Below are 20,821 nucleotides of genomic sequence, written 5' to 3'. Positions count from 1 at the left end.
ATGAAAATCCTCATCACCGGCGGTGCCGGATTTATCGGCTCGGCAGTCGTGCGCCACGTCATTGCTAATACCAGTGATCGGGTCGTTAACCTCGATAAACTAACCTACGCCGGCAATCTTGAGTCGCTTGAGATGGTCAGCGACAGCCTGCGTTACGCCTTCGAACAGGTCGATATCTGCGACCGTGCTGAACTGGATCGCGTATTTTGTGAGCACCAGCCGGATGCCATCATGCACCTGGCAGCAGAGTCCCATGTCGACCGCTCCATCGATGGCCCTGCCGAGTTCATAACCACCAATATCGTCGGCACCTACACCTTGCTTGAGGCCGCTCGCCAGTACTGGCAAGGGCTGGATGAGCAGCGCAAGGCAGCCTTCCGTTTCCATCACATCTCCACCGACGAGGTGTATGGTGATCTGGAAGGGCCGCAAGACCTCTTCAGCGAAACCACAGCCTATGCACCCAGCTCGCCTTATTCGGCGAGCAAGGCCAGCTCCGATCACCTGGTGCGCGCCTGGCGCCGCACTTACGGTCTGCCGACAATCATTACCAACTGTTCGAACAACTATGGGCCGTACCACTTCCCGGAAAAGCTCATCCCGTTAGTCATTCTCAACGCACTGGATGGCAAACCTCTACCGATCTACGGCAAAGGCAACCAAGTGCGTGACTGGCTTTACGTCGAAGACCACGCCCGCGCGCTTTATAAAGTAGTGACCGAAGGCCAAGTAGGGGAGACGTATAACATCGGCGGCCACAATGAAAAACAAAACATCGAGGTCGTCCATAGCATCTGCGACTTACTCGACCAACTACGTCCGCTAAATGACACCGTTGAGCATTGTAGGAGGGGTGACCTCGCCGCGATGCAGACCGCAGGTCTGCCTAATGAACAACCTCACTCTTACAAATCCCTCATCACCCATGTCCAAGACCGCCCTGGCCACGACCTGCGCTACGCCATCGACGCCAGCAAAATTCAAAAAGAACTGGACTGGGCTCCAGAGGAAACCTTTGAATCCGGCCTGCGCAAAACCGTCGAATGGTATCTGGCCAACCTCGAATGGTGCCGCCATGTACAAGACGGCAGTTATCAGCGCGAACGCCTTGGTACCACAGAACAAGGATGTATCCGTACATGAAAGGCATTCTCCTCGCCGGTGGCTCCGGCACCCGTCTGTACCCGATCACCAAGGGCGTTTCCAAACAGTTGCTGCCCATTTACGACAAGCCAATGATCTACTACCCCCTGTCAGTTCTGATGCTTGCTGGTATCCGCGACATCCTGCTGATCAGCACCCCGGAAGACATCAGTGGTTATCAGCGCCTGCTTGGTGACGGCTTAGAGTTTGGTATCAATATCAGTTATGCCGAGCAGCCTAGCCCAGACGGCCTTGCTCAAGCCTTTATTATTGGTGAAGACTTTATTGGGTCAGACCCAGTATGTTTGGTGCTGGGCGATAACATCTTCTATGGCCAGGGCTTCAGCCCCATGCTTAAGGCGGCGGTTAATCGGAGCAAGGGTGCCACCGTATTCGGCTATCAGGTGAAAGACCCAGAACGCTTCGGCGTAGTAGCTTTTGATGAACACAACAAAGCCGTCAGCATCGAAGAAAAACCACTCCAGCCAAAATCCCACTACGCTGTAACGGGGCTGTATTTTTACGATAATGATGTCATACAGCTTGCCAAGGCAGTGACGCCCTCCCACCGAGGGGAACTGGAAATCACCAGCATCAACCAAGTATATATGACGCGCGGCGACCTCAACGTCGAGCTGCTCGGCCGCGGCTTCGCCTGGTTGGACACCGGAACCCATGAGAGCCTGCTGGAAGCCGGGCTGTTTGTGGAAACCATCGAAAAACGCCAAGGCTACAAGATCGCTTGCCTCGAAGAAATTGCCTTCAACAATGGTTGGCTAAATCGCGAAGATCTACAGCGCATAGGCCTGTCATTAAGCAAGAACAGTTATGGGCAGTATTTGCTCCAATTGGCGGAGGGTAAACTATGAATTTGGTGCAATGGATTGAATTCCTTAAATTGGGCGATGACCGCGGCTCGTTAGTCGCACTGGAAGGTAACAAAAGCGTCCCGTTCGACATCAAGCGCGTGTACTACATCTTAGGCACCCAGCCCGGCGTGGCCCGTGGCTTTCATGCTCACAAAGCTTTGAAGCAAGTAGCAGTATGCGTCACCGGTAAATGCAAAATGCTACTGGATAATGGCACTGAAAAAGCCGAAGCCTGGCTAGATTCGCCAACCAAGGGCATTGTTATTAATCCAATGGTGTGGCATGAAATGCACGAATTCAGTCCCGACTGCGTGCTGCTGGTACTGGCCAGTGAGCATTATGATGAAAGTGATTATATTCGAGGTTATCGGGATTTTGTGGAGGCAATAGAGTGATTGTTATTGCTGGTAAAAACAATATTGCCGTTCATGGTCTTGAATTAGCATTAAAGTATTTCGACAGAAATGAAATAATTGCCATTGTTAACGCGAATGATACAGGTGAGGATGGGTGGCAGCGTTCACTTCTTGGTTTTGCAAAAAGTAATAAGGTGAGCATTAAAACTCTCGAGGAGGTGTATGACTTAGATGTTGATATTTTTCTGTCTTTAGAGTTCGATAAAATTGTCAGGCCTGAAAAAATACAGACAAGTAAAATCTATAATATTCATTTTTCCCTTCTTCCGAAGTATAAGGGTATGTATACTTCGGTGTGGCCGATTATTTATGGTGATCAGTCCTCTGGTGTTACTCTACATAGAATAGATCGTGGGATAGATACCGGAGATGTTATTGCTCAGAAGTCGTTTATTCTTAATCGTTCAGATAGAAGTCAGGACTGCTATAGAAAGTATATAGAAGCTTCCAAATTATTACTCGAAGAAAATTTTTCGCTTCTTATCAGTGATAATGAAATTATAGCGAGGCCTCAGCCTGCGACTATGTCATCATATTTTGCTAAGCAATCCGTTGATTTTTCGAAATTGAGCATAGATCTTAGGAAGACAGCATGGCAAATTCAGAGGCAGGTTTATGCATATAGTTTTAGACCTTATCAGTTGTTAAACTTTAATGGGAAAGCAATTTCGGATGTTTTGATCAGCGACAGAAAATCAGAAGCGCCTTCTGGGACTGTTGTTGAATATTTAGATGATCGTTTTGTTGTTGCGACAATTGATTATGATGTTGAGTTAATTTTTGACGATTTCGATTCGCAAATTTCGATATTGCCTAGTATGGATGTAGCGGATCTTTCTGAATGTATTTTAAAAATGCTTGGCGTAAGTGACAGGAACAGGAACGGTTGGTCTCCAATCATTGTCGCTGCTTATCACGGGCGTCTAGATTTGGTTGAGTGGCTTCTGGACAATGGTGCTGATGTGAATGATGTTAACTATAACGGCACTACGGTTCTAATGTATGCAAAGGATTTTTCATTGAAGAATAATAATTCAGAAATGGTTCGATTTTTGCTAAAAAAAGGTGCTAGGCCTGAACTTAAAGACTATAAGGGTAAGACTGTTATGGAGTATATTAATGCTTCTGAGGCTGAATTTTTAGGGTTATCATAAAAATGTCTAATATATCTTTCCTCGATCTAAAAAGCCTCAACACCCGATACCGCGAAGAGCTGATCGGCGCAGCTACCCGCGTGATCGATTCCGGCTGGTACATCCAAGGCCAAGAAATGAAAGCCTTCGAGCAGGAGTTTACGGATTACTGCGGCACCCGACACTGTATCGGAGTCGCCAACGGCTTGGATGCCCTTACGCTTACGCTACGAGCCTGGAAAGAGCTGGGCAAGTTGCAAGACGGCGACGAGGTGATTGTGCCGGCCAACACCTACATTGCCAGCATATTGGCGATCACCGAAAATCGCCTCAAGCCGGTGTTGCTAGAGCCAGACGAAGCGACCTACAACCTCTGCCCGGTAAAAACCGCCGCCGCCATTACCCCCAACACTAAAGCTATTGTGGCGGTTCATTTGTATGGCCAGTTGGCGCCGATGCCCGAAATTATGGCGCTGGCCGATCAGCACCAACTGCTGGTGCTGGAAGACTCAGCGCAGGCGCACGGTGCTAGCATCAATGGCAAAAAAGCAGGTAACTGGGGTCATGCCTCCGGTTTCAGCTTTTACCCCGGTAAAAACCTTGGTGCGCTGGGCGATGCTGGTGCCGTCACCACCAATGATGACGAATTGGCGCAAACCATCCGCGCACTGGGCAACTACGGCAGCCATAAGAAATACGAGAATATTTATCAAGGAGTAAACAGCCGCCTTGATGAAATGCAGGCGGCCATGCTGCGGGTAAAGCTTAAATATCTAGATGTTGAAAGCCAGCGTCGCAAGGAAATCGCTCAGGCTTATGCGCAGGGCATTAGCAACCCCGAAATTCAGCAGCCAATTGCAGCCAATAGCACGCTGGCAACGTTGGAACCGCATGTGTTTCACCTCTATGTGATTCGCACCAAGCGACGCGAAGCATTACAGACCCATCTGAATGCCGCAGGGGTGCAAACCCTGATTCATTACCCGATACCGCCGCACCGGCAACAGGCTTATAAAGCCTGGAATCAACAGAGTTACGCGCTCACCGAAGCGATTCACCAACAGGTGCTCAGCCTGCCGATCAGCCCGGTGATGAGTAAGGATGATGTGCAGCAGGTGATCGCCATCTGTAATGCCTTTCGGCCGGTTGACGTATGACTCTAATCAAAACCAGCCTGTTGAATGGTATCGCTGTTGTCATCAAAATGCTGACCCTGCTGGGCCTGAACAAGATTCTTGCAATCTATGTTGGGCCATCGGGCTATGCTGCGCTAGGGCAGTTCCAGAACGCTGTGCAGATGATTACTACTTTTGCAAGCGGAGCCATCAATACCGGCGTCACCAAATACACTGCCGAATACCATGTTGATGAAGCTAAACAGCACGCGGTTTGGCGTACAGCGGGCACCGTAGCGCTCATAGGCTCTCTGATCACCACTGTTTTAGTGATAGCGTTCAACCGCCAACTGGCCAGCTGGTTTCTCAAGGATGAAACTCTTGGCAGCGTGTTCATCTGGTTTGCTGCCACACTGATATTGTTTGTTTTCAATACGTTGCTGCTGGCAATACTCAATGGTAAAAAAGAGATTCGGCGATATGTCGTTGCCAACATTGCAGGTAGCCTGTTTGCGCTGGCAGTTACCTCGATCATGGCTATCCAGCTGGGTCTGTATGGAGCCTTAGTTGCCCTGGCGGTTTATCAGTCGTTAACGTTTTTTGTTACTTTATTGCTCATATATAGAGCGCCGTGGTTTAAATTGAGTTATCTGGTTGGTGGCATCGACAAACAAGCTGTCAAAAACTTGGCTAAATACACGGCAATGGCGCTCACTAGTGCTGCTTGTGTGCCATTAAGTCACATCCTTATTCGTAACCACTTGGGAGAAACCCTTGGTTGGGATGCCGCAGGCTATTGGGAGGCCATGTGGCGGTTAAGTGCAGCCTACCTGATGCTGGTGACCGCTCCATTGGGCGTTTATTACCTGCCGAAATTATCGGAACTGCAAGGCTCGGCTGACATCAAGCGGGAAATTTTACAGGGCTACAAAATTATCCTGCCCGTAGTGGCTGCCTGTGGCTTGGTGATATACCTGTTACGCGATTTTATTATACGAGTGCTGTTCAGCGCCGAATTCGCGCAAATGGAAGTGCTTTTTGCCTGGCAGATGGTTGGGGACACGCTGAAAATCGGCAGTTGGTTGTTAGGGTATGTTTTAACTGCCAAAGCCCTTCTAGGGCTATATGTCATATCTGAAATTACCTTTTCAGCATTTTTTTTTGTGATTGTTTATTTTACAGCGCAGTATTTTGGCGTGGAATCTGTCGCGATAGCACATGCTATAAACTATTTTGCGCACTTTCTTTTTATGTTCGCCGCGCTTAGGTTTAATAAAGTAATATGACTTATTATCTTAAAAAGATTAAAAAATTCGGTGTTAGGCGCTTGTTTGTGTATCTGGTTATAATGCTTTTGTGTAAGTTTAAAGCATTAGTACTAAGGTGTTTTTTTTCTGACCTGTCTCCCGTTTTAAATAAGACAAAAATATTGCAGGCAACACAATTTGTCGGGAAAGGAAGAGTTATATTGCAAGACTGCCAGGTTGGCGTATGGCCTTCGCCTGGTCTATTGAGTGGTGTGGGTTATATTGAAGCAAGAAATAGCAGTGCCGAGGTCTTTGTTGGGAGTAGGACTTTTATAAATAATGGGTTTGTTATTATTGCGGATAGAACAAGGGTGAGGATTGGAAGTAGGTGTTTGATTGGTGCAAATTTTTTTGTTACTGATTCGGATTTTCATGGTCTTAGTATTAAGGATCGATTAAATGGGAATTATACGTGCGCAGCAGTCATGATTGGGGATGATGTATTTATAGGTAATGATGTGAAAGTTCTGAAAGGTGTTAATATAGGCAATGGGGCAGTTATTGGTAATGGCTCATTAGTTACTAAAAATGTTGAGCCTTATGCGATTTATGCTGGTGTTCCTGCAAAGTTTATAAAGAATATCCCTGCCTGAGGGGATGCTGGGAAAAGCTGTGGTGAAGTTGTTTGTTGGTGCCTTGCCTTAGAGGTCTTTAACGCTGTCCGTTGATTTAGGGAGGGCTGAAATAACTTCCAAATCTGATGAAATATATTTATCTATTTTTTAGTTAACCAATGAAACAGATTTCCTTCGCCGATGCAGAGTACGCTGGTAAGCGTAAGCAAACCCGCCGTGAGCGCTTCCTGATCGAGATGGATCAGGTTGCCATTGAAAGGCTTGATTGCGTTGATTGAACCGCGTTACCCAAAGGGCGAAGGCGGACAGCCGTCATGTCCATTGAGGGGCATCTTGCGTGTGCATCTGATGCAGAGTTGGTTCGGCTACAGCGATTCGGTGATGGAAGAGTCGCTCTACGAGACTATAATTCTGCGCTAGTTTGTTGGGCTGCTTATGGAGCATATACCGGACGAAACCACCATCCTCAACTTCTGTCGCCTGCTGGAGAAACACGAACTGGCGAGCGGGATTCTGGGTGTCATCAATGGCTAACTCAGCGACCGCGGCTTACTGCTGCGCCACGGCACTATCGTCGATGACACGATCATCATGCGCCCAGCCCGACCAAGAATAAGGAAGGCAAACGCTACCCTAAGATGCATCAGATCAAGAAAGGCAACCTATACTATTTCGGCAGTGCGACCTGCAAGTTGCATGGGTTTCAGCTTCGTGGCCAAGTCCGACGAAACCGATTGTTCCTCCAATCGTTCTCTACCCAGACAGGCAAAGCCGTCAACGGCTTGGTCTGAAGCCCTGGGACAATGTAACCGCCGACGACGTCGGTAGGTTGAGCCGTGAGGCAAGACCGAATCTGTCAGTATCTAGGTAGAGAGGTGCTTGGGATGAACAGGTACGACCAACACATGTGAACCTTATATAAACGTCGTCACACTAGCCGAGCCAAAGATGCTGAGGCATATCAAGCTATGCAGCGCAGCGAACCCGTTCGACTCCGCGTGGATGCCTTACCTAGTGCGCCGAGGAGCGCACCGTCAGGCAGCCCGGTCTCGCCAGGCTGCTGGAAGGTTTGAGCCGTGTGAGGCGTGACTCTCACATACGGTTCTTAGAGGAGGCAGGTGTAGTAACACTCCTGCTTACCCGACTGAAAGCTCACTTCTGTGTGGATGACGAGTCGAGCTTGGTGCACAACGTAGCGGGCACAGCGGCCAACGTGCGGACGTGATCTGCCCGGATCGATCAGTTGCTACATGGTCAAGAGATCTATGCCTGTGGCGATGAGGGCTACAAGGAGGTCGAGAAGCGGCCCGCGCATGAAGGACGTTCGATGATCTGGTCGATTTCAGTCAGGCCCAGCAGCCATAAAAAAGATGGTGAGAAGAGCCTGTTGCGTTGCCTATAACGCAAGATTGAGTATGCCAAGCTACAGATTCTCGCTGAGGTCGAGCATCCGTTTCGTGTACTCAAGCGCCAGTTTGGCTACACTGAAAAGCGCTTTCGCGGCTTGGTAAAAAGCACGGCCCAGCACGGCCAGCAGGTCAGGCTGTTTGCGCTGTCGAACCTGTGGGTGACGTGAAAACAGGTACTGATTGCAGGAGGGATGCGCCCGTAATGGAGGGAACTAACCCTGCAAAGCGCCTCACAAGGGAAAAACCATACATTTGAAGGTTGAAATTGACCCTGTTTTCGATTGAGGCGCTGTTTTTTGAGCGCTCGAAAAAAGTGACTGAAAAATCGGGTCTGCTTCAGACCATCCTTAACTATGCATCACGTATAAGCAAAGAACTGAAGCTGTTTCAGTGCGACTGCTAAGCGTCAAGTTATTAGTTGACAACATTTATGTTAAAGGATTGTTGAATGTCCGTTAAAGATTTACCATTGGTCAGCGTGGCTGTTATTACCTATAATCAAAAGAAATTTTTACGCGAATGCATTGAATCAATTCTTGAGCAGGATTATCCAAATCTTGAAATCGTGGTCGCGGATGACGGTTCCATTGACGGCACACAAGAGATGTTGCGTGATTACGATGGGCAGTATCCGGGTAAGTTTGTGCTGAAGTTGGCTGAAAAAAATCAGGGCATTACTGCCAACTCAAACGCAGCGCATTTTGCCTGTACAGGAAAATATATTGCATGGATGGGTGGCGATGACTTGATGTTGCCGGGAAAAGTAAGGAAGCAAGTCAAGTATATGGAAGCTAATCCGAACTGCACAATTTGCTATCACGACTTGGATGTTTTTGATAGCGACTCCAATACGATACTATATTATTTTTCTAAGAGAAATAAACCACGCCAAGGTGATGTGCGGACGTCTATTAAATATGGCGTTTTTAATGGTGCTTGCTCAACTATGGTTAGAAGTGATAAGGCGCCTGTGCATGGTTACAATCTATTGTTGCCGGTTGCTTCAGATTGGTGTTATTGGGTAGAGTCACTTGTCAATGGCGGCAGCATTGACTATCTAAATGAAGTTCTGGGTCGTTATCGCAGGCATTCTGGCAATGTGACGAATAAAGCCATGCATATTGGTCAGAATGTAATTGATCATCTAAATACTTGCAATTTTATAATGGCTAAATATCCAGCGTATTTTAAAGAGGTTATGCATTGTTACGGGGTTAATATAAGGACGCAGCGAAGATATCTCCCTTATGTTAGGTCGCTTTTGACATCCTTTAAGTTATCCGCTGATTTTAAATCATTAGGTGCCTTGGTTGTGTATATTTTGACGATAGGGTTGATTAGAATATAGGAGGTGTCTTGAGTTTTTACGGTATGTGGCAATTTTTCGTGCTTTATTGAGCGACTCTATAATATGTATTTTTTGATCAGGTGTGAAAATTTCGGATCTGAATGCTCTTTGTAAGGTATGCCAGTTTTTGGAAATTGCTCTTGTTTTATCGGTATAGATAAGGGCTGTTTTATTCCGGGCGGCTGGGAGGGATGCGCGTTATCAGGCATGCATGGTTCCATACAGGAACCTTTGATTGCTGTAGGGCTATTTTCAGATATTTATTTAAAACTTTCTACGTTTGGACGTATTTTACGTTGATGACAATGGGTTTTCGTAAGGCAAGGGGCTGAATTTTTGAATTCAATTATGGCGATACCTTCTGGTTTAAATAAGCTTTTTCTTGTGGTGGTATTTATATTTATAGTTTTAAATCCGTATACCGTTTTTGGGAATGTGGCTTATTTCGCCATGATTCCTTTTTTATTGGCTAGCGTGATTGGTAGGTTTAGATATTTAAGTGCTGATGGTTTTTATCTTCTTGGGCTTATGATATTGATTTCGATGGTGGGTGTTTTTGTTTCTTTTGTAAATAATATTGGTCAGTTTGTTCATCTGAAAGTTGCCGTTAGTTTGTTTGTCTATTTTTTGGTGGCGCATGGTGTTTTTGCTTTCTTTAGCAAGCGTGGCTTTGTTTTTAATGATTTTATTTATTGTGCATTGTTGGCAGTAGTTATTAATGGGTTAGTTATTGTTGCGGAGGTTTTTTTTCCTGTTTTTCGTGATGTGATAGAAGGTTTTCTGGTTGCGAGTGGTAATGTAGATTGGCAGGAAGGATTTAGGTATCGAGGTCTTGCGTCGGGCGGAGGCGCTGCTTTATCGGTTTTGGTGCCGGTTGCTGTGGTTATGGCGTTGTACCTGTATAAAGAAAAGTATATCGGTAATGTTGTGTTGGTCTCTCATCTTTCTATTCTGATTTTTTCGTTGGTCTTTATCGGAAGAACAGGGGGTGTGTTGCTACCGTTGGTTTTTATATCTTTTATTTTCTTTAATTTTCGCCGGTATTTTCTGCGGGTAATCGGAGTATTATTTTTGATGGCTTTGGTTGTGGGGTTCGGGTACGAATATTTCAAGCAAGTAATTATTGATCGATATGGTATTGGCTTCTTTAATTATTCGCTGGGCTTTTTATTAGAAGGTTCGGGTGGGATGAAAAGTGAAGGTACTGTTGATGTTATATTGGGTTTCTTGAAAGTTCTTCCTTCGACTTTTCCTGAGGTTTTAATCGGTTATGGGTTTTACGGGGAGGGAGAGTTTTATCCTTGGACCGACTCGGGTTACAGTAGAATGTTTCTTTCTGTTGGTTATTTTTTTGGTTTAATGTTCTATGTTTGTTTTTTGTTATTATTCAGGAGCGTTTTTTTCTATAAGCCTTTTTTGTATTTGACTATTGGCTTGTTGTTGTTTGTGGCTGAAACAAAAGAGCCATTATTGTTTTCTGGTTATTCCTCGCGAACCTACTTTTTGCTGTTGGTTTTCGGCTTGATTGATAAGAGAATCAATAATCAGGCCAATTTAATTGGCGTGAAAGATATTCAATCCGATGCTTTAATTTCAAGGCATTCTTAATGTGTGGCTTATCCGGCTTTATCTCATCTAGTTCGCTCGCTGATAGCGCAACTCAGCTCCTACAATCCATGATCGCCGCCATCACTCACCGTGGTCCTGACGATTCCGGCACTTGGTACGATGCACAAGCTGGTATTGGCCTTGCCCATACTCGTTTATCCATTGTCGATCTGTCGCCCGCTGGACATCAGCCGATGCGCTCGGCTTGTGATCGTTATGTGATTGCCTTTAATGGTGAAATCTACAACCATCTGTCATTGCGGAAACAGCTAGAGCACCAACAGTTGGCTCCGGCATGGCGTGGCCATTCCGATACCGAAACGCTGCTAGCGTGTTTTGCGGTTTGGGGAGTTGAGAGAACTCTGCAAACCACGGTGGGTATGTTCGCTATTGCCCTGTGGGATAAGCAGGAGCAGGTGTTAACCCTGGCCCGCGACCGCATGGGTGAGAAACCGCTGTATTGGGGCTGGTGTGGCGATACCTTGTTGTTCGGCTCTGAGCTGAAGGCGTTAAAGGCGCATCCGGCGTTTAATTCGGATATAGATCGTAACGCACTGGCGCTACTGTTACGACATAACTGTATTCCTGCCCCGCATTGCATCTATCAGGGCATCGAAAAACTACGTGCAGGTTATTTTGTTCAGCTTAAACCGGGGCAACAGCGTCAGGATGTTGCCTCCACGCCTTATTGGTCGCTGAAAACCGTGGTGGAAGCGGGTCTGGCAAACCCATTCAACGGCAGTGATGCCCAGGCGGTTGACCTGCTTGAGCATCAGTTGAGAGAGGGCGTCAGCCTGCAAATGCTGGCGGATGTGCCCTTGGGCGCGTTCCTCAGCGGCGGGGTAGACAGCAGCACCATTGTTGCGCTAATGCAGCAACAAAGCGCCCGCCCGGTGCAAACCTTTGCCATTGGTTTTAATGAGCCGGGCTATAACGAAGCCGAATACGCCAAAGAGGTGGCGGCGCACCTGGGCACCGAACATACCGAACTGTACGTGGGGTCGGCTGAGGCCTTGGCGGTGATCCCCAAGCTACCGCAGATCTATTGCGAGCCCTTTGCCGATAGCTCTCAAATACCCACCTATCTGGTCAGCCATATGGCCAAGCAACAGGTGACGGTAGCGTTGAGTGGCGATGGTGGCGATGAACTGTTTGGTGGTTATAACCCCTATCAATTTGCCCCCAAGGTATGGCGAGCGATTAGTAAATTGCCCCTTGCCCTGCGCAAGATCGCGGTCAATGTGCTTTCTGGTTTACCGCTGCCGGGCAAACTGCACAAGTTGCTGAGCGTACTGCCCGTCAGCGACCGTGAAGCCTTTTACGCGGCGCTGATGAGCCACTGGCAGCAGCCGGAGCAGGTGGTGATCGGTGCTGGGCATTCGTCCACGGCGATCAATACGCCAGCGGCCTGGCCGCAGGTTGACAACTTCGAGCATTGGATGATGGCAATGGATGCCCAGCAGTACATGGCCGATGACATTCTAGTGAAAGTAGATCGCGCCGCCATGGCCTCTAGCCTGGAAACCCGTGTGCCGCTGCTCGATCACCGTGTAGTGGAACTGGCCTGGCAACTGCCGCTGCATTTGAAAATCCGTGAAGGCAAGGGCAAATGGGTACTGCGTGAAGTGCTTTACCGCCATGTGCCGCGTGAATTGATCGAACGACCGAAAAAAGGCTTTTCGATTCCGCTTGACCAATGGCTGCGAGGCCCGTTGCGTGATTGGGCAGAGGCATTGCTGGCTGAAAGTCGATTGCAGCATGAGGGATACTTCAATGTGAAACCCGTTCGTGTACTGTGGCGCGAACACTTGGCAGGCAAGCGCGATAATGCATTGAAGCTTTGGAGTATTTTGATGTTTCAGGCGTGGCTGGAGCATCAGATTTGACTAATCCACATGTAATTAAAAAAGTATTGCACATTATCACTGGTTTGAATGATGGCGGCGCGGAAGGGGTATTAACCCGTCTGTGTTTACACAGTCAACAGGCCGGCCATGTAGTTGTTTCGCTGATGGATGAAGGCAAATACGGCCCGGTATTGCAGCAAGCCGGTGTGCCTGTGCATTGCATAGGGATGAACCCTGGAAAGCCAAGTATCAGTCGGTTCTACCACTTGATTAAGCTGATACGCACAGAGCAACCTGATGTGGTGCAAACTTGGATGTATCACGCGGATTTTTTGGGCGGTATCGCCGCGAGGTTAGCGGGAGTGCAGCGGGTGTTTTGGGGTGTTCGACATTCAACCCTGGAAAAGGGAAAATCGAAACGATCTACGATTATGATCGCTCGTTTGTGTGCACTGTTGTCGAGATGGGTGCCTGAAAAAATAATTTGTTGCGCCAATAAGGCATTAGAGGTTCACGCCAATATTGGCTATGTACCGTCAAAACTACTGGTAATACCGAACGGTTATGATCTGTCGCGCTTCAAGCCGGATGGGGCCGTTGGTGCCGAAGTACGCAGCGATCTGGCGTTCGGTGCTGGCGAATTTGTCATCGGCAAGGTTGGTCGCTTCGATCCGCTAAAGGATCATTTCAATCTCCTGCGAGCGTTGTCGCTGGTGGTGGAGCGACAGATTAATTTCCGCTGTTTGTTAGTGGGTAAAGGGTTGTCACCCGACAACGTTGCCCTCGTGGCTTATATTACCGAGCTGGGCCTGCAAGATAGGGTGATGTTAGCCGGGCAACGCACGGACATTCCCGCAGTGATGAATGCGCTGGATCTGCATGTGCTTTCCAGCTGTTCGGAGGGGTTCCCGAATGTGCTTGCAGAAGCCATGGCCTGTGGTACGCCCTGTGTATCAACCGATGTAGGTGATGCGCTGGAGATTCTAGGCGATGCAAGGGCATGTTGTCCGGCACAGAACCCAGAGGCTCTGGCCGATGTAATTATCAAAATGGCAACGGAATGGCAGCGCGACCCCGCGGCTTGGCAGGCGCGACGAGCGGCAAGTACCCTGCGGATTGCGGATAGGTTTTCCATTGAAGGCATGGTTGATGCCTATGAGGCTTGCTGGGCTGGTTCTGAGCGACAAGCATAACTGGCAGTGTTATTTGTGGAATGTGTTGATGTTTTAGGCGTGGCTGGAAAGCCGATAATAAAAAATAGCGAGTTTTCTTCTACTTTCAGGCTTACTATGAAGTTTTTGTTAATTGCTAGTTATCCGGATTCTTTGTTGAACTTTCGTGGGCCGTTAATTGATGCGCTTTTAGCGTGCGGGCTTGCTGTTCATGTTGCTGCACCGGATTTGCTCCCTCATAACGAAGTTCGCCGGCAGCTCGAAGCGAAGGGTGTGCATGTTCACGATATTCCGCTTCGTCGCACCGGCATGAATCCGATTGCTGATATTAATGCACTGTACAGCCTCTGGGGGTTAATGAGGCGAGTTCGCCCCGACTACGTGCTTGGTTACACAATAAAACCGGTTATTTATGGCAATTTGGCAGCCTTGTTTGCCGGGGTGCCCAAACGTTATGCGTTGATTACCGGCCTGGGGTACGCGTTTCAGGAGGGAACTGGTGAGAGGCGTTTGCTGAAGCGCTTAGTGCAAAATCTCTATCGCGTTGCGTTGGCTAAAACACGCAAAGTATTTTTTCAAAACCCAGATGACCAAGCGCTGTTCAAATTTCTGAGGATTATGGCGGAAGGTAGTGTCTCGGTTGTGGTTAATGGCTCCGGTGTGGATGTTACCAACTTTATGGCGGCCCCGTTACCGGAGAAGCCACGATTTTTACTGATTGCCCGCTTATTGGGCGATAAGGGTATAAGGGAGTATGTACAGGCAGCTGCGATAGTGAAATCGAAATACCCACAATCTGAATTCGGATTGGTCGGTTGGATTGATGGTAATCCCGATGCTATCACCCAGGTGGAACTTGATACTTGGGTGGCAGAAGGCACAGTTGTTTATCATGGTCGGTTAAGTGATGTGCGTCCGGCGATTGCTGATTGCTCGGTGTATGTGTTGCCTTCTTACCGCGAGGGTACGCCGCGCACTGTGTTGGAGGCCATGGCAATGGGCAGGGCAGTTATTACCACTGATGCACCTGGCTGCCGTGAGACGGTGGTGGATGGCGACAACGGTTTTTTGGTTCCGGTTAAAGCGGTGAATGAGCTTGCTATGGCTATGATTCGCTTTATTGAGCAACCGGCGCTGATTAGTGCCATGGGCCAGCGCTCCCGAGAGATTGTCGTACAAAAATATGATGTGCATAGTGTTAATAAGCATATGCTGAGTGAAATGGGGATTTTGTGATTAAACGCCTCTTCGATATTTTTGCCTCCGCGATAGGCCTGCTGTTGCTCTTGCCTGTTATCGCGGTTGTCGCTTGGCAGATCCGCCGCAAACTTGGTTCTCCTGTACTGTTCCGTCAAATGCGTCCCGGCCTGAAGGGCAAGCCATTCGAGATGATCAAGTTCCGCACCATGCGTGATGCTGTGGATGCCGCAGGCAACCCACTGCCCGATTCTGAGCGCATGACGCTGTTTGGCAGCTTCCTGCGCTCCAATAGCCTGGACGAGTTGCCCGAGTTGTGGAATGTGCTCAAAGGCGACATGAGTCTGGTCGGCCCACGCCCGCTGTTGATGGAATACTTGCCACTATATAGCCCTGAACAATACCGCCGGCATGAAGTACGCCCTGGTGTTACCGGCTGGGCTCAGATCAATGGCCGCAATGCCCTGAGCTGGGACGAGAAGTTCAAGTTGGATATCTGGTATGTGGACAACCGTTCATTCTGGCTGGATCTGAAAATTATCCTCCTCACCATCAAGAAGGTAGTCGTGCGCGATGGCATCAGTGCGGATGGGGAGGCGACCATGGCCAAATTCACTGGCAGAAAGTCGTGATGAAACTGGCCATCCTCGGGGCTAGTGGGCATGGCAAAGTGGTCGCTGATACCGCTGAATGCTGTGGTTGGCAATCCGTCGAGTTCTTTGATGATGCATGGCCAGGGCTGCAAAAAAATGCTGTTTGGTCGGTTGTGGGCGATACGGCAGCTTTGATGGAGCGGCTAGTTGACTTTGATGGCGTTGTGGTTGCTATTGGCAATAATCGTATTCGTCACGCCAAGTTGCTTGAGTTGCGTACGGCGGGTGCACTTCTGGTGACACTGGTGCATCCCGCTGCCACCGTCAGTCGTTACGCCGTTATTAGTGAAGGGGCGGTGGTATTCGCTGGAGCGGTGGTGAATGCCGAGGCATTGATAGGTCAGGGCACCATTCTCAATACTGGCTGCAGCATCGATCATGATTGCGTGTTGGGCGATGCCGTGCATGTCAGTCCCGGCGCACGACTAGCAGGTGGTGTGCAAGTGGGTGACTTGAGCTGGGTCGGTATTGGCGCCAGTGTGCGACAACTGGTTCGCATCGGTCAGCGCGTGATGGTAGGCGCCGGTTCGGTGGTCGTCACTGATATTCCCAATGATGTAACCGTGGCTGGCGTGCCGGCTAAAAGGATGAGGTAACCAGAGGTTTTATGCTTAACACACCGTTTTCTCCTTGGCCCTCATTCTCTGAAGCAGAGGCCAATGCTGTTCGTGATGTAATTCTCTCCAACAAGGTTAACTACTGGACCGGGCAGGAATGTCGTGAGTTCGAGAAGGAGTTTGCGGCATGGGCCGGCACCGAGCATGCCATCGCCTTGGCCAATGGCACTGTTGCGCTGGATCTGGCTCTGCAGGCATTGGGCATAGGTGCTGGTGATGAGGTTATCGTTACACCGCGCACCTTCCTCGCTTCGGTGTCAAGCATCGTCAATGCCGGCGCGATACCAGTCTTTGCAGACGTCGACAGCGAGTCGCAGAACATCACCGCCGAAACCATCCGCGCCGTGCTTACTCCACGTACTCGGGCGGTAATTTGCGTGCATCTGGCGGGCTGGCCCTGCGATATGGATTCGATCATGGCGCTGGCCGTCGAGCATGATTTTAAAGTGATCGAGGATTGTGCCCAAGCGCATGGCGCGCACTACAAGGGCCGCCCGGTTGGGTCGATTGGTCATATCGGTGCCTGGTCGTTCTGCCAAGATAAAATTATGACCACCGGTGGTGAGGGTGGCATGGTTACGACTAATGATCGCGCCCTGTGGTCGCGGATGTGGTCTATCAAGGATCACGGAAAATCGTGGGAGGCAGTTTACGAGCGTCAACATGCACCGGGCTTTCGTTGGTTGCATGAGAGCTTCGGCACCAACTGGCGGATGATGGAAGTTCAAGGTGTTATTGGCCGGATCCAGTTGCAGCGCATGCCGGCTTGGCACGCGAAGCGCTTGGCCAATGCTGAGAGTATCTGGTCGGCTGCGCGAGCGCTTGCAGGATTGCGTGTGCCAGAGGTGCCGGCTGAGGTCACACATGCTGCTTACAAATGTTATGTATTTGTCGACTCTTCTGATTTGAAGCCGGGTTGGGATCGTGACCGTATCCTCAATGGAATTACCGCTAGAGGCGTTCCTTGTTTCTCGGGTTCTTGCTCAGAGGTTTATTTAGAGAAGGCCTTTGATGACACCGGCTGGCGCCCTGCAGAGCGTCTGCCGGTTGCTAAAGCACTGGGCGAAACCAGCTTGATGTTTCTGGTTCACCCGACGCTTACAGAAACGGAAATTAATAAGACGTGTGAGGTTCTGGCTCAGGTAATGCACGAAGCCTGTTGAGCTTGGTTTTGCTGAAGCTACCGGCGTGTAGTTGCCGATGGGCAGGTTTGCGTATTAGGAACGGTACTGCAAGCTGATGTGTTGGCTGGTATTTAGATTGCGATCTTGAGAAACAGGTGCGGCCTTCCACAGGAGATTGCGGTGCTTGCTGTTTTTGTGGAAGGGCCAATCCGGCGCGATGTTTTTTGGGGGCGTACTATGTCCGCCATCGCCGCGAGGTCGCGCCGCCTACAGGGGAGCGGCGGTGTGGTGTGCTTTTGTAGCTGGCGTGCACTTGCTGTAGGTTTGTCCATCAATGGACATGTTTATTTACCCGGCGGGGGAGCTTCGCCTCGCTGTTTTTCATGCTCCAAGGATTGAGGTGTTGTTGTGTTAAGACTTGCCGAGAAGCTGCGCAGCCGTCTGGTCAAGCTGCCACGACGTCATAAACGACTGATTCAGGTCAGCATGGATGTGGTATTGGTCTGGCTTGCGCTGTGGCTGGCATTTGTCGTGCGTTTGGGTGACACGAAAAGCATTGAGCCGTTTGCTGGGCATGCCTGGCTTTTTGTTGTGGCGCCGTTGATAGCTATTCCTATGTTTGTGCGCTTCGGCATGTACCGGGCGGTGATGCGTTACTTTGGCAACGATGCGCTGCTGGCCATCGTCAAGGCAGTCACGCTCTCTGCTTTGATTCTGGCGCTGGCGGTGTACTGGTATCAGGGGGCTCCCAAGCTGATTCCACGCTCGATGGTGATCAACTACTGGTGGCTGAGTCTGTTGCTGATTGGTGGGCTGCGGCTGGTGATGCGCCAGTACTTTATGGGCGATTGGTACTCACCGGAGCAACCGACCCGGCTCAAGGGCCGTGATGCCAGTTTGCCGAAGGTGGCGATATATGGCGCCGGCGCGGCGGGCAATCAGCTGATCGCAGCGTTGAGACTGGGCCGGGGTATGCGGCCGGTGGCCTTCATCGACGATGACCCCAATATCGCCAACCGGGTGATCGCCGGGCTGCGGGTCTACACCTCCAGGCATATCCAGCAGTTGATCGATGAAACGGGTGCCGACGAGATTCTGCTGGCGATCCCTTCAGCCAGCCGGGTTCGTCGTCGCGAGATTTTGGGGTTGCTGGAGCAATATCCGCTGCATGTGCGCAGTATCCCCGGTTTTATGGATCTGGCCAGCGGCCGGGTCAAGGTCGATGATGTACAAGAAGTGGACATCGCCGACCTGCTCGGGCGCGATGCGGTGCCGCCGCAGCAGGCGTTGTTCGAACGTTGCATTCGTGGCCAGGTGGTAATGGTGACCGGCGCGGGTGGCTCTATTGGTTCGGAGTTGTGCCGGCAGATCGTAACCACCGGGCCGACCACCTTGTTGTTGTTCGAACACAGCGAATTCAATCTCTACAGCATTCACAGTGAGCTGGAGCAGCGCATTCGTCGCGAATCACTGCCTGTGCGCCTAGTGCCGATCCTGGGGTCGATTCGCAATGCCGGGCGCTTGTTCGATGTGATGCGTACCTGGGCGGTGAATACGGTGTATCACGCGGCGGCGTACAAGCATGTGCCGATGGTTGAGCACAATATCGCCGAGGGCGTGCTGAACAATGTGCTCGGTTCCACCCTTACCGCCCAGGCAGCGGTGAAGGCCGGGGTTGAGCACTTTGTGCTGATCTCCACCGATAAAGCCGTGCGTCCGACCAATGTAATGGGCAGCACCAAACGTTTGGCCGAGATGATCCTGCAAGCCTTGAGTGCGGAGCCCGCTCCAGTGCTGTTCAAAGATGACGAAGGAGTGCATCGGGTCAATAAGACCCGTTTCACCATGGTGCGTTTCGGCAATGTACTGGGGTCTTCCGGCTCGGTGATCCCGCGCTTCTACGACCAGATTCGGCGGGGCGGTCCGGTGACAGTGACCCACCCGAATATCACCCGCTATTTCATGACCATTCCCGAAGCCGCGCAGTTGGTGATTCAGGCCGGCGCCATGGGGCAGGGTGGCGATGTGTTCGTGCTGGACATGGGCCAGCCGGTGAAGATCGTCGAACTGGCGGAGAAGATGATCCACCTCAGCGGCCTCAGCGTGCGCTCGAGCAAGAACCCGCACGGCGACATCTCCATCGAGTTCACTGGCTTGCGCCCAGGCGAGAAGTTGTATGAGGAGTTGTTGATCGGCGATAACGTCAGCCCGACCGATCACCCGATGATCATGCGTGCCAACGAGGAATGCCTGTCTTGGGAGGTCTTCAAGAAGGTCTTGGCCGATCTGCTTAATGCGGTCGATAAGGACGACTACGACCGCGTGCGCCAACTGTTGCGCGAAACCGTGAGCGGGTACGCGCCGGAAGGTGAGATTGTCGATTGGATCCACCTGCAACGGCGGATTGAGCCTTAGTCAGCGGATTTTCGGTGCAGGTGTTTTGGGGCCGAGTTCGGTGTGATGTTTTTGATTATGGAGCGGACTATGTCCGCTGTCGCCGCGAGGGCGCGCCTCCTACAGGGGATTGCGGTGCTGGCTGTTCTTGTAGGAGGGCCGACCTCGGCGCGATGCTTTTTTTGACGGAAAGGATTCCATCATGTGCAAGGACAGTTCACCAGCAGCTCGGCGGTTACGTGTGGGGCGTTGGTCTGAGGTTGGGCAGATCTATCTTGTTACTACGGTAACTCGTGATCGTCTCCCGCTCTTCGAGGACTTCGATCGGGCGCGGATGCTGATAGGCATCATGCGAGCGGATCAGGCCAGAGGGTCACATCAGACCTTGGCGTTTGTGCTAATGCCGGATCACCTGCATTGGTTGTTGCAGTTGAAGCAGGGATCGCTTTCGCATTTGGTCGGCCGGGTAAAGTCTTTGGCGGGGAAGCGAATCGGGCGATCCGCCTGGCAGGATGGTTTTCATGATCGAGCCCTGCGCCGAGAGGAGGACTTGCCGGCTGTGGCGCGTTACATCGTTGCCAATCCTGTGCGTGCCGGCCTGGTGGAGCGCGCTGGGCTGTATCCGCATTGGGATGCGGTTTGGTTGTAGTGGCTGCTTCTGTAGACGGCCGGCCTCGGTGCGATGTTATTGATTGTAGAGCGGACGTTGTCCGCTATCGCCGCGAGGCGCGTGATCCACATGGATGTGGGAAATGCCGCTAGCCCGTCAGGAACGGGCGCGGCCCTCCTACAGGGGGTTGCGGTGCTGGTTGCTTTTGTAGGAGGGCCGACCTCGGCGCGATGCTTTTGATTGTTGGGCGTCCGCCAATCGCCCCGGGGTCGGGCCTCCTACAG

The 20,821-nt window shown here is 50.5% G+C and carries 16 protein-coding genes and 3 pseudogenes; all 19 read left to right on the top strand.

What is annotated here, in order from left to right:
* The 19 genes and pseudogenes from rfbB to P8H27_RS12895 all read left to right on the top strand — a co-directional run bounded on the left by rfbB (window position 1) and on the right by P8H27_RS12895 (window position 20,576).
* On the top strand, window positions 1–1,143 hold the full coding sequence (gene rfbB, locus P8H27_RS12980; protein ID WP_289637990.1) for a dTDP-glucose 4,6-dehydratase: 1,143 nt from the start codon (window positions 1–3) through the stop codon (window positions 1,141–1,143).
* Window positions 1,140–2,012 (top strand): glucose-1-phosphate thymidylyltransferase RfbA, encoded by an 873-nt coding sequence (gene rfbA, locus P8H27_RS12975; RefSeq protein WP_289637989.1) that lies wholly within the window; start codon window positions 1,140–1,142, stop codon window positions 2,010–2,012. The genes rfbB and rfbA overlap by 4 nt, the downstream gene beginning before the upstream one ends.
* Complete coding sequence (locus P8H27_RS12970; protein WP_289637988.1) at window positions 2,009–2,407, top strand: FdtA/QdtA family cupin domain-containing protein; 399 nt, start codon at window positions 2,009–2,011, stop codon at window positions 2,405–2,407. Before rfbA ends, P8H27_RS12970 begins: the two co-directional genes overlap by 4 nt.
* Entirely contained in the window at window positions 2,404–3,582 is a 1,179-nt protein-coding gene (locus P8H27_RS12965) for a formyltransferase family protein (protein ID WP_289637987.1), read from the top strand. The genes P8H27_RS12970 and P8H27_RS12965 overlap by 4 nt, the downstream gene beginning before the upstream one ends.
* A gap of 2 nt (window positions 3,583–3,584) precedes the next feature.
* A complete protein-coding gene (locus tag P8H27_RS12960) occupies window positions 3,585–4,718 on the top strand; it encodes a DegT/DnrJ/EryC1/StrS aminotransferase family protein (RefSeq protein ID WP_289637986.1) in 1,134 nt (377 codons plus the stop codon).
* Complete coding sequence (locus tag P8H27_RS12955) at window positions 4,715–5,962, top strand: O-antigen translocase (protein WP_289637985.1); 1,248 nt, start codon at window positions 4,715–4,717, stop codon at window positions 5,960–5,962. The genes P8H27_RS12960 and P8H27_RS12955 overlap by 4 nt, the downstream gene beginning before the upstream one ends.
* A 446-nt stretch (window positions 5,963–6,408) precedes the next feature.
* Window positions 6,409–6,561: pseudogene (locus P8H27_RS20680) on the top strand (DapH/DapD/GlmU-related protein); the annotation flags it as partial.
* 155 nt (window positions 6,562–6,716) lie between these two features.
* A pseudogene (locus P8H27_RS12945) lies at window positions 6,717–7,235 on the top strand (transposase); the annotation flags it as partial.
* Window positions 7,236–7,702: 467 nt separating this feature from the next.
* Window positions 7,703–8,134, top strand: a pseudogene (locus P8H27_RS20675) (transposase); the annotation flags it as partial.
* Window positions 8,135–8,415: 281 nt separating this feature from the next.
* The gene (locus P8H27_RS12940) at window positions 8,416–9,315 is read left to right on the top strand and encodes a glycosyltransferase (protein WP_289637983.1); all 900 of its coding nucleotides are present in this window, start codon (window positions 8,416–8,418) and stop codon (window positions 9,313–9,315) included.
* Between the two features lie 336 nt (window positions 9,316–9,651).
* Window positions 9,652–10,923: a hypothetical protein gene (locus P8H27_RS12935; protein WP_289637982.1), complete on the top strand. Its 1,272-nt coding sequence runs from the start codon at window positions 9,652–9,654 to the stop codon at window positions 10,921–10,923.
* Window positions 10,923–12,809: an asparagine synthase (glutamine-hydrolyzing) gene (asnB, locus tag P8H27_RS12930; protein WP_289637981.1), complete on the top strand. Its 1,887-nt coding sequence runs from the start codon at window positions 10,923–10,925 to the stop codon at window positions 12,807–12,809. The genes P8H27_RS12935 and asnB overlap by 1 nt, the downstream gene beginning before the upstream one ends.
* Window positions 12,806–13,963, top strand: coding sequence for a glycosyltransferase (locus tag P8H27_RS12925; RefSeq protein WP_289637980.1), 1,158 nt, complete (start codon window positions 12,806–12,808; stop codon window positions 13,961–13,963). The genes asnB and P8H27_RS12925 overlap by 4 nt, the downstream gene beginning before the upstream one ends.
* Before the next feature lie 6 nt (window positions 13,964–13,969).
* The gene (locus tag P8H27_RS12920) at window positions 13,970–15,178 is read left to right on the top strand and encodes a glycosyltransferase family 4 protein (protein ID WP_289637979.1); all 1,209 of its coding nucleotides are present in this window, start codon (window positions 13,970–13,972) and stop codon (window positions 15,176–15,178) included.
* Window positions 15,175–15,771: a sugar transferase gene (locus P8H27_RS12915; protein WP_289637978.1), complete on the top strand. Its 597-nt coding sequence runs from the start codon at window positions 15,175–15,177 to the stop codon at window positions 15,769–15,771. The genes P8H27_RS12920 and P8H27_RS12915 overlap by 4 nt, the downstream gene beginning before the upstream one ends.
* Window positions 15,768–16,388 carry an acetyltransferase gene (locus P8H27_RS12910; protein ID WP_289637977.1) on the top strand — a complete coding sequence of 207 codons (621 nt, stop codon included), beginning with the start codon at window positions 15,768–15,770 and terminating at the stop codon, window positions 16,386–16,388. The genes P8H27_RS12915 and P8H27_RS12910 overlap by 4 nt, the downstream gene beginning before the upstream one ends.
* Before the next feature lie 11 nt (window positions 16,389–16,399).
* Window positions 16,400–17,572 (top strand): DegT/DnrJ/EryC1/StrS aminotransferase family protein, encoded by a 1,173-nt coding sequence (locus P8H27_RS12905; protein ID WP_289637976.1) that lies wholly within the window; start codon window positions 16,400–16,402, stop codon window positions 17,570–17,572.
* Between the two features lie 447 nt (window positions 17,573–18,019).
* Window positions 18,020–19,948, top strand: coding sequence for a polysaccharide biosynthesis protein (locus P8H27_RS12900; protein WP_374761351.1), 1,929 nt, complete (start codon window positions 18,020–18,022; stop codon window positions 19,946–19,948).
* 181 nt (window positions 19,949–20,129) lie between these two features.
* Window positions 20,130–20,576, top strand: coding sequence for a transposase (locus P8H27_RS12895; RefSeq protein WP_289637974.1), 447 nt, complete (start codon window positions 20,130–20,132; stop codon window positions 20,574–20,576).
* Window positions 20,577–20,821 lie beyond the last annotated feature (245 nt).

It is taken from the genome of Pseudomonas sp. sp1636 (assembly GCF_030376615.1).
Taxonomy (GTDB): Bacteria; Pseudomonadota; Gammaproteobacteria; order Pseudomonadales; family Pseudomonadaceae; genus Aquipseudomonas.
The sequence above is the reverse complement of the archived record's forward strand: the minus strand, read 5'-3'. Positions and strand labels throughout refer to the sequence as shown.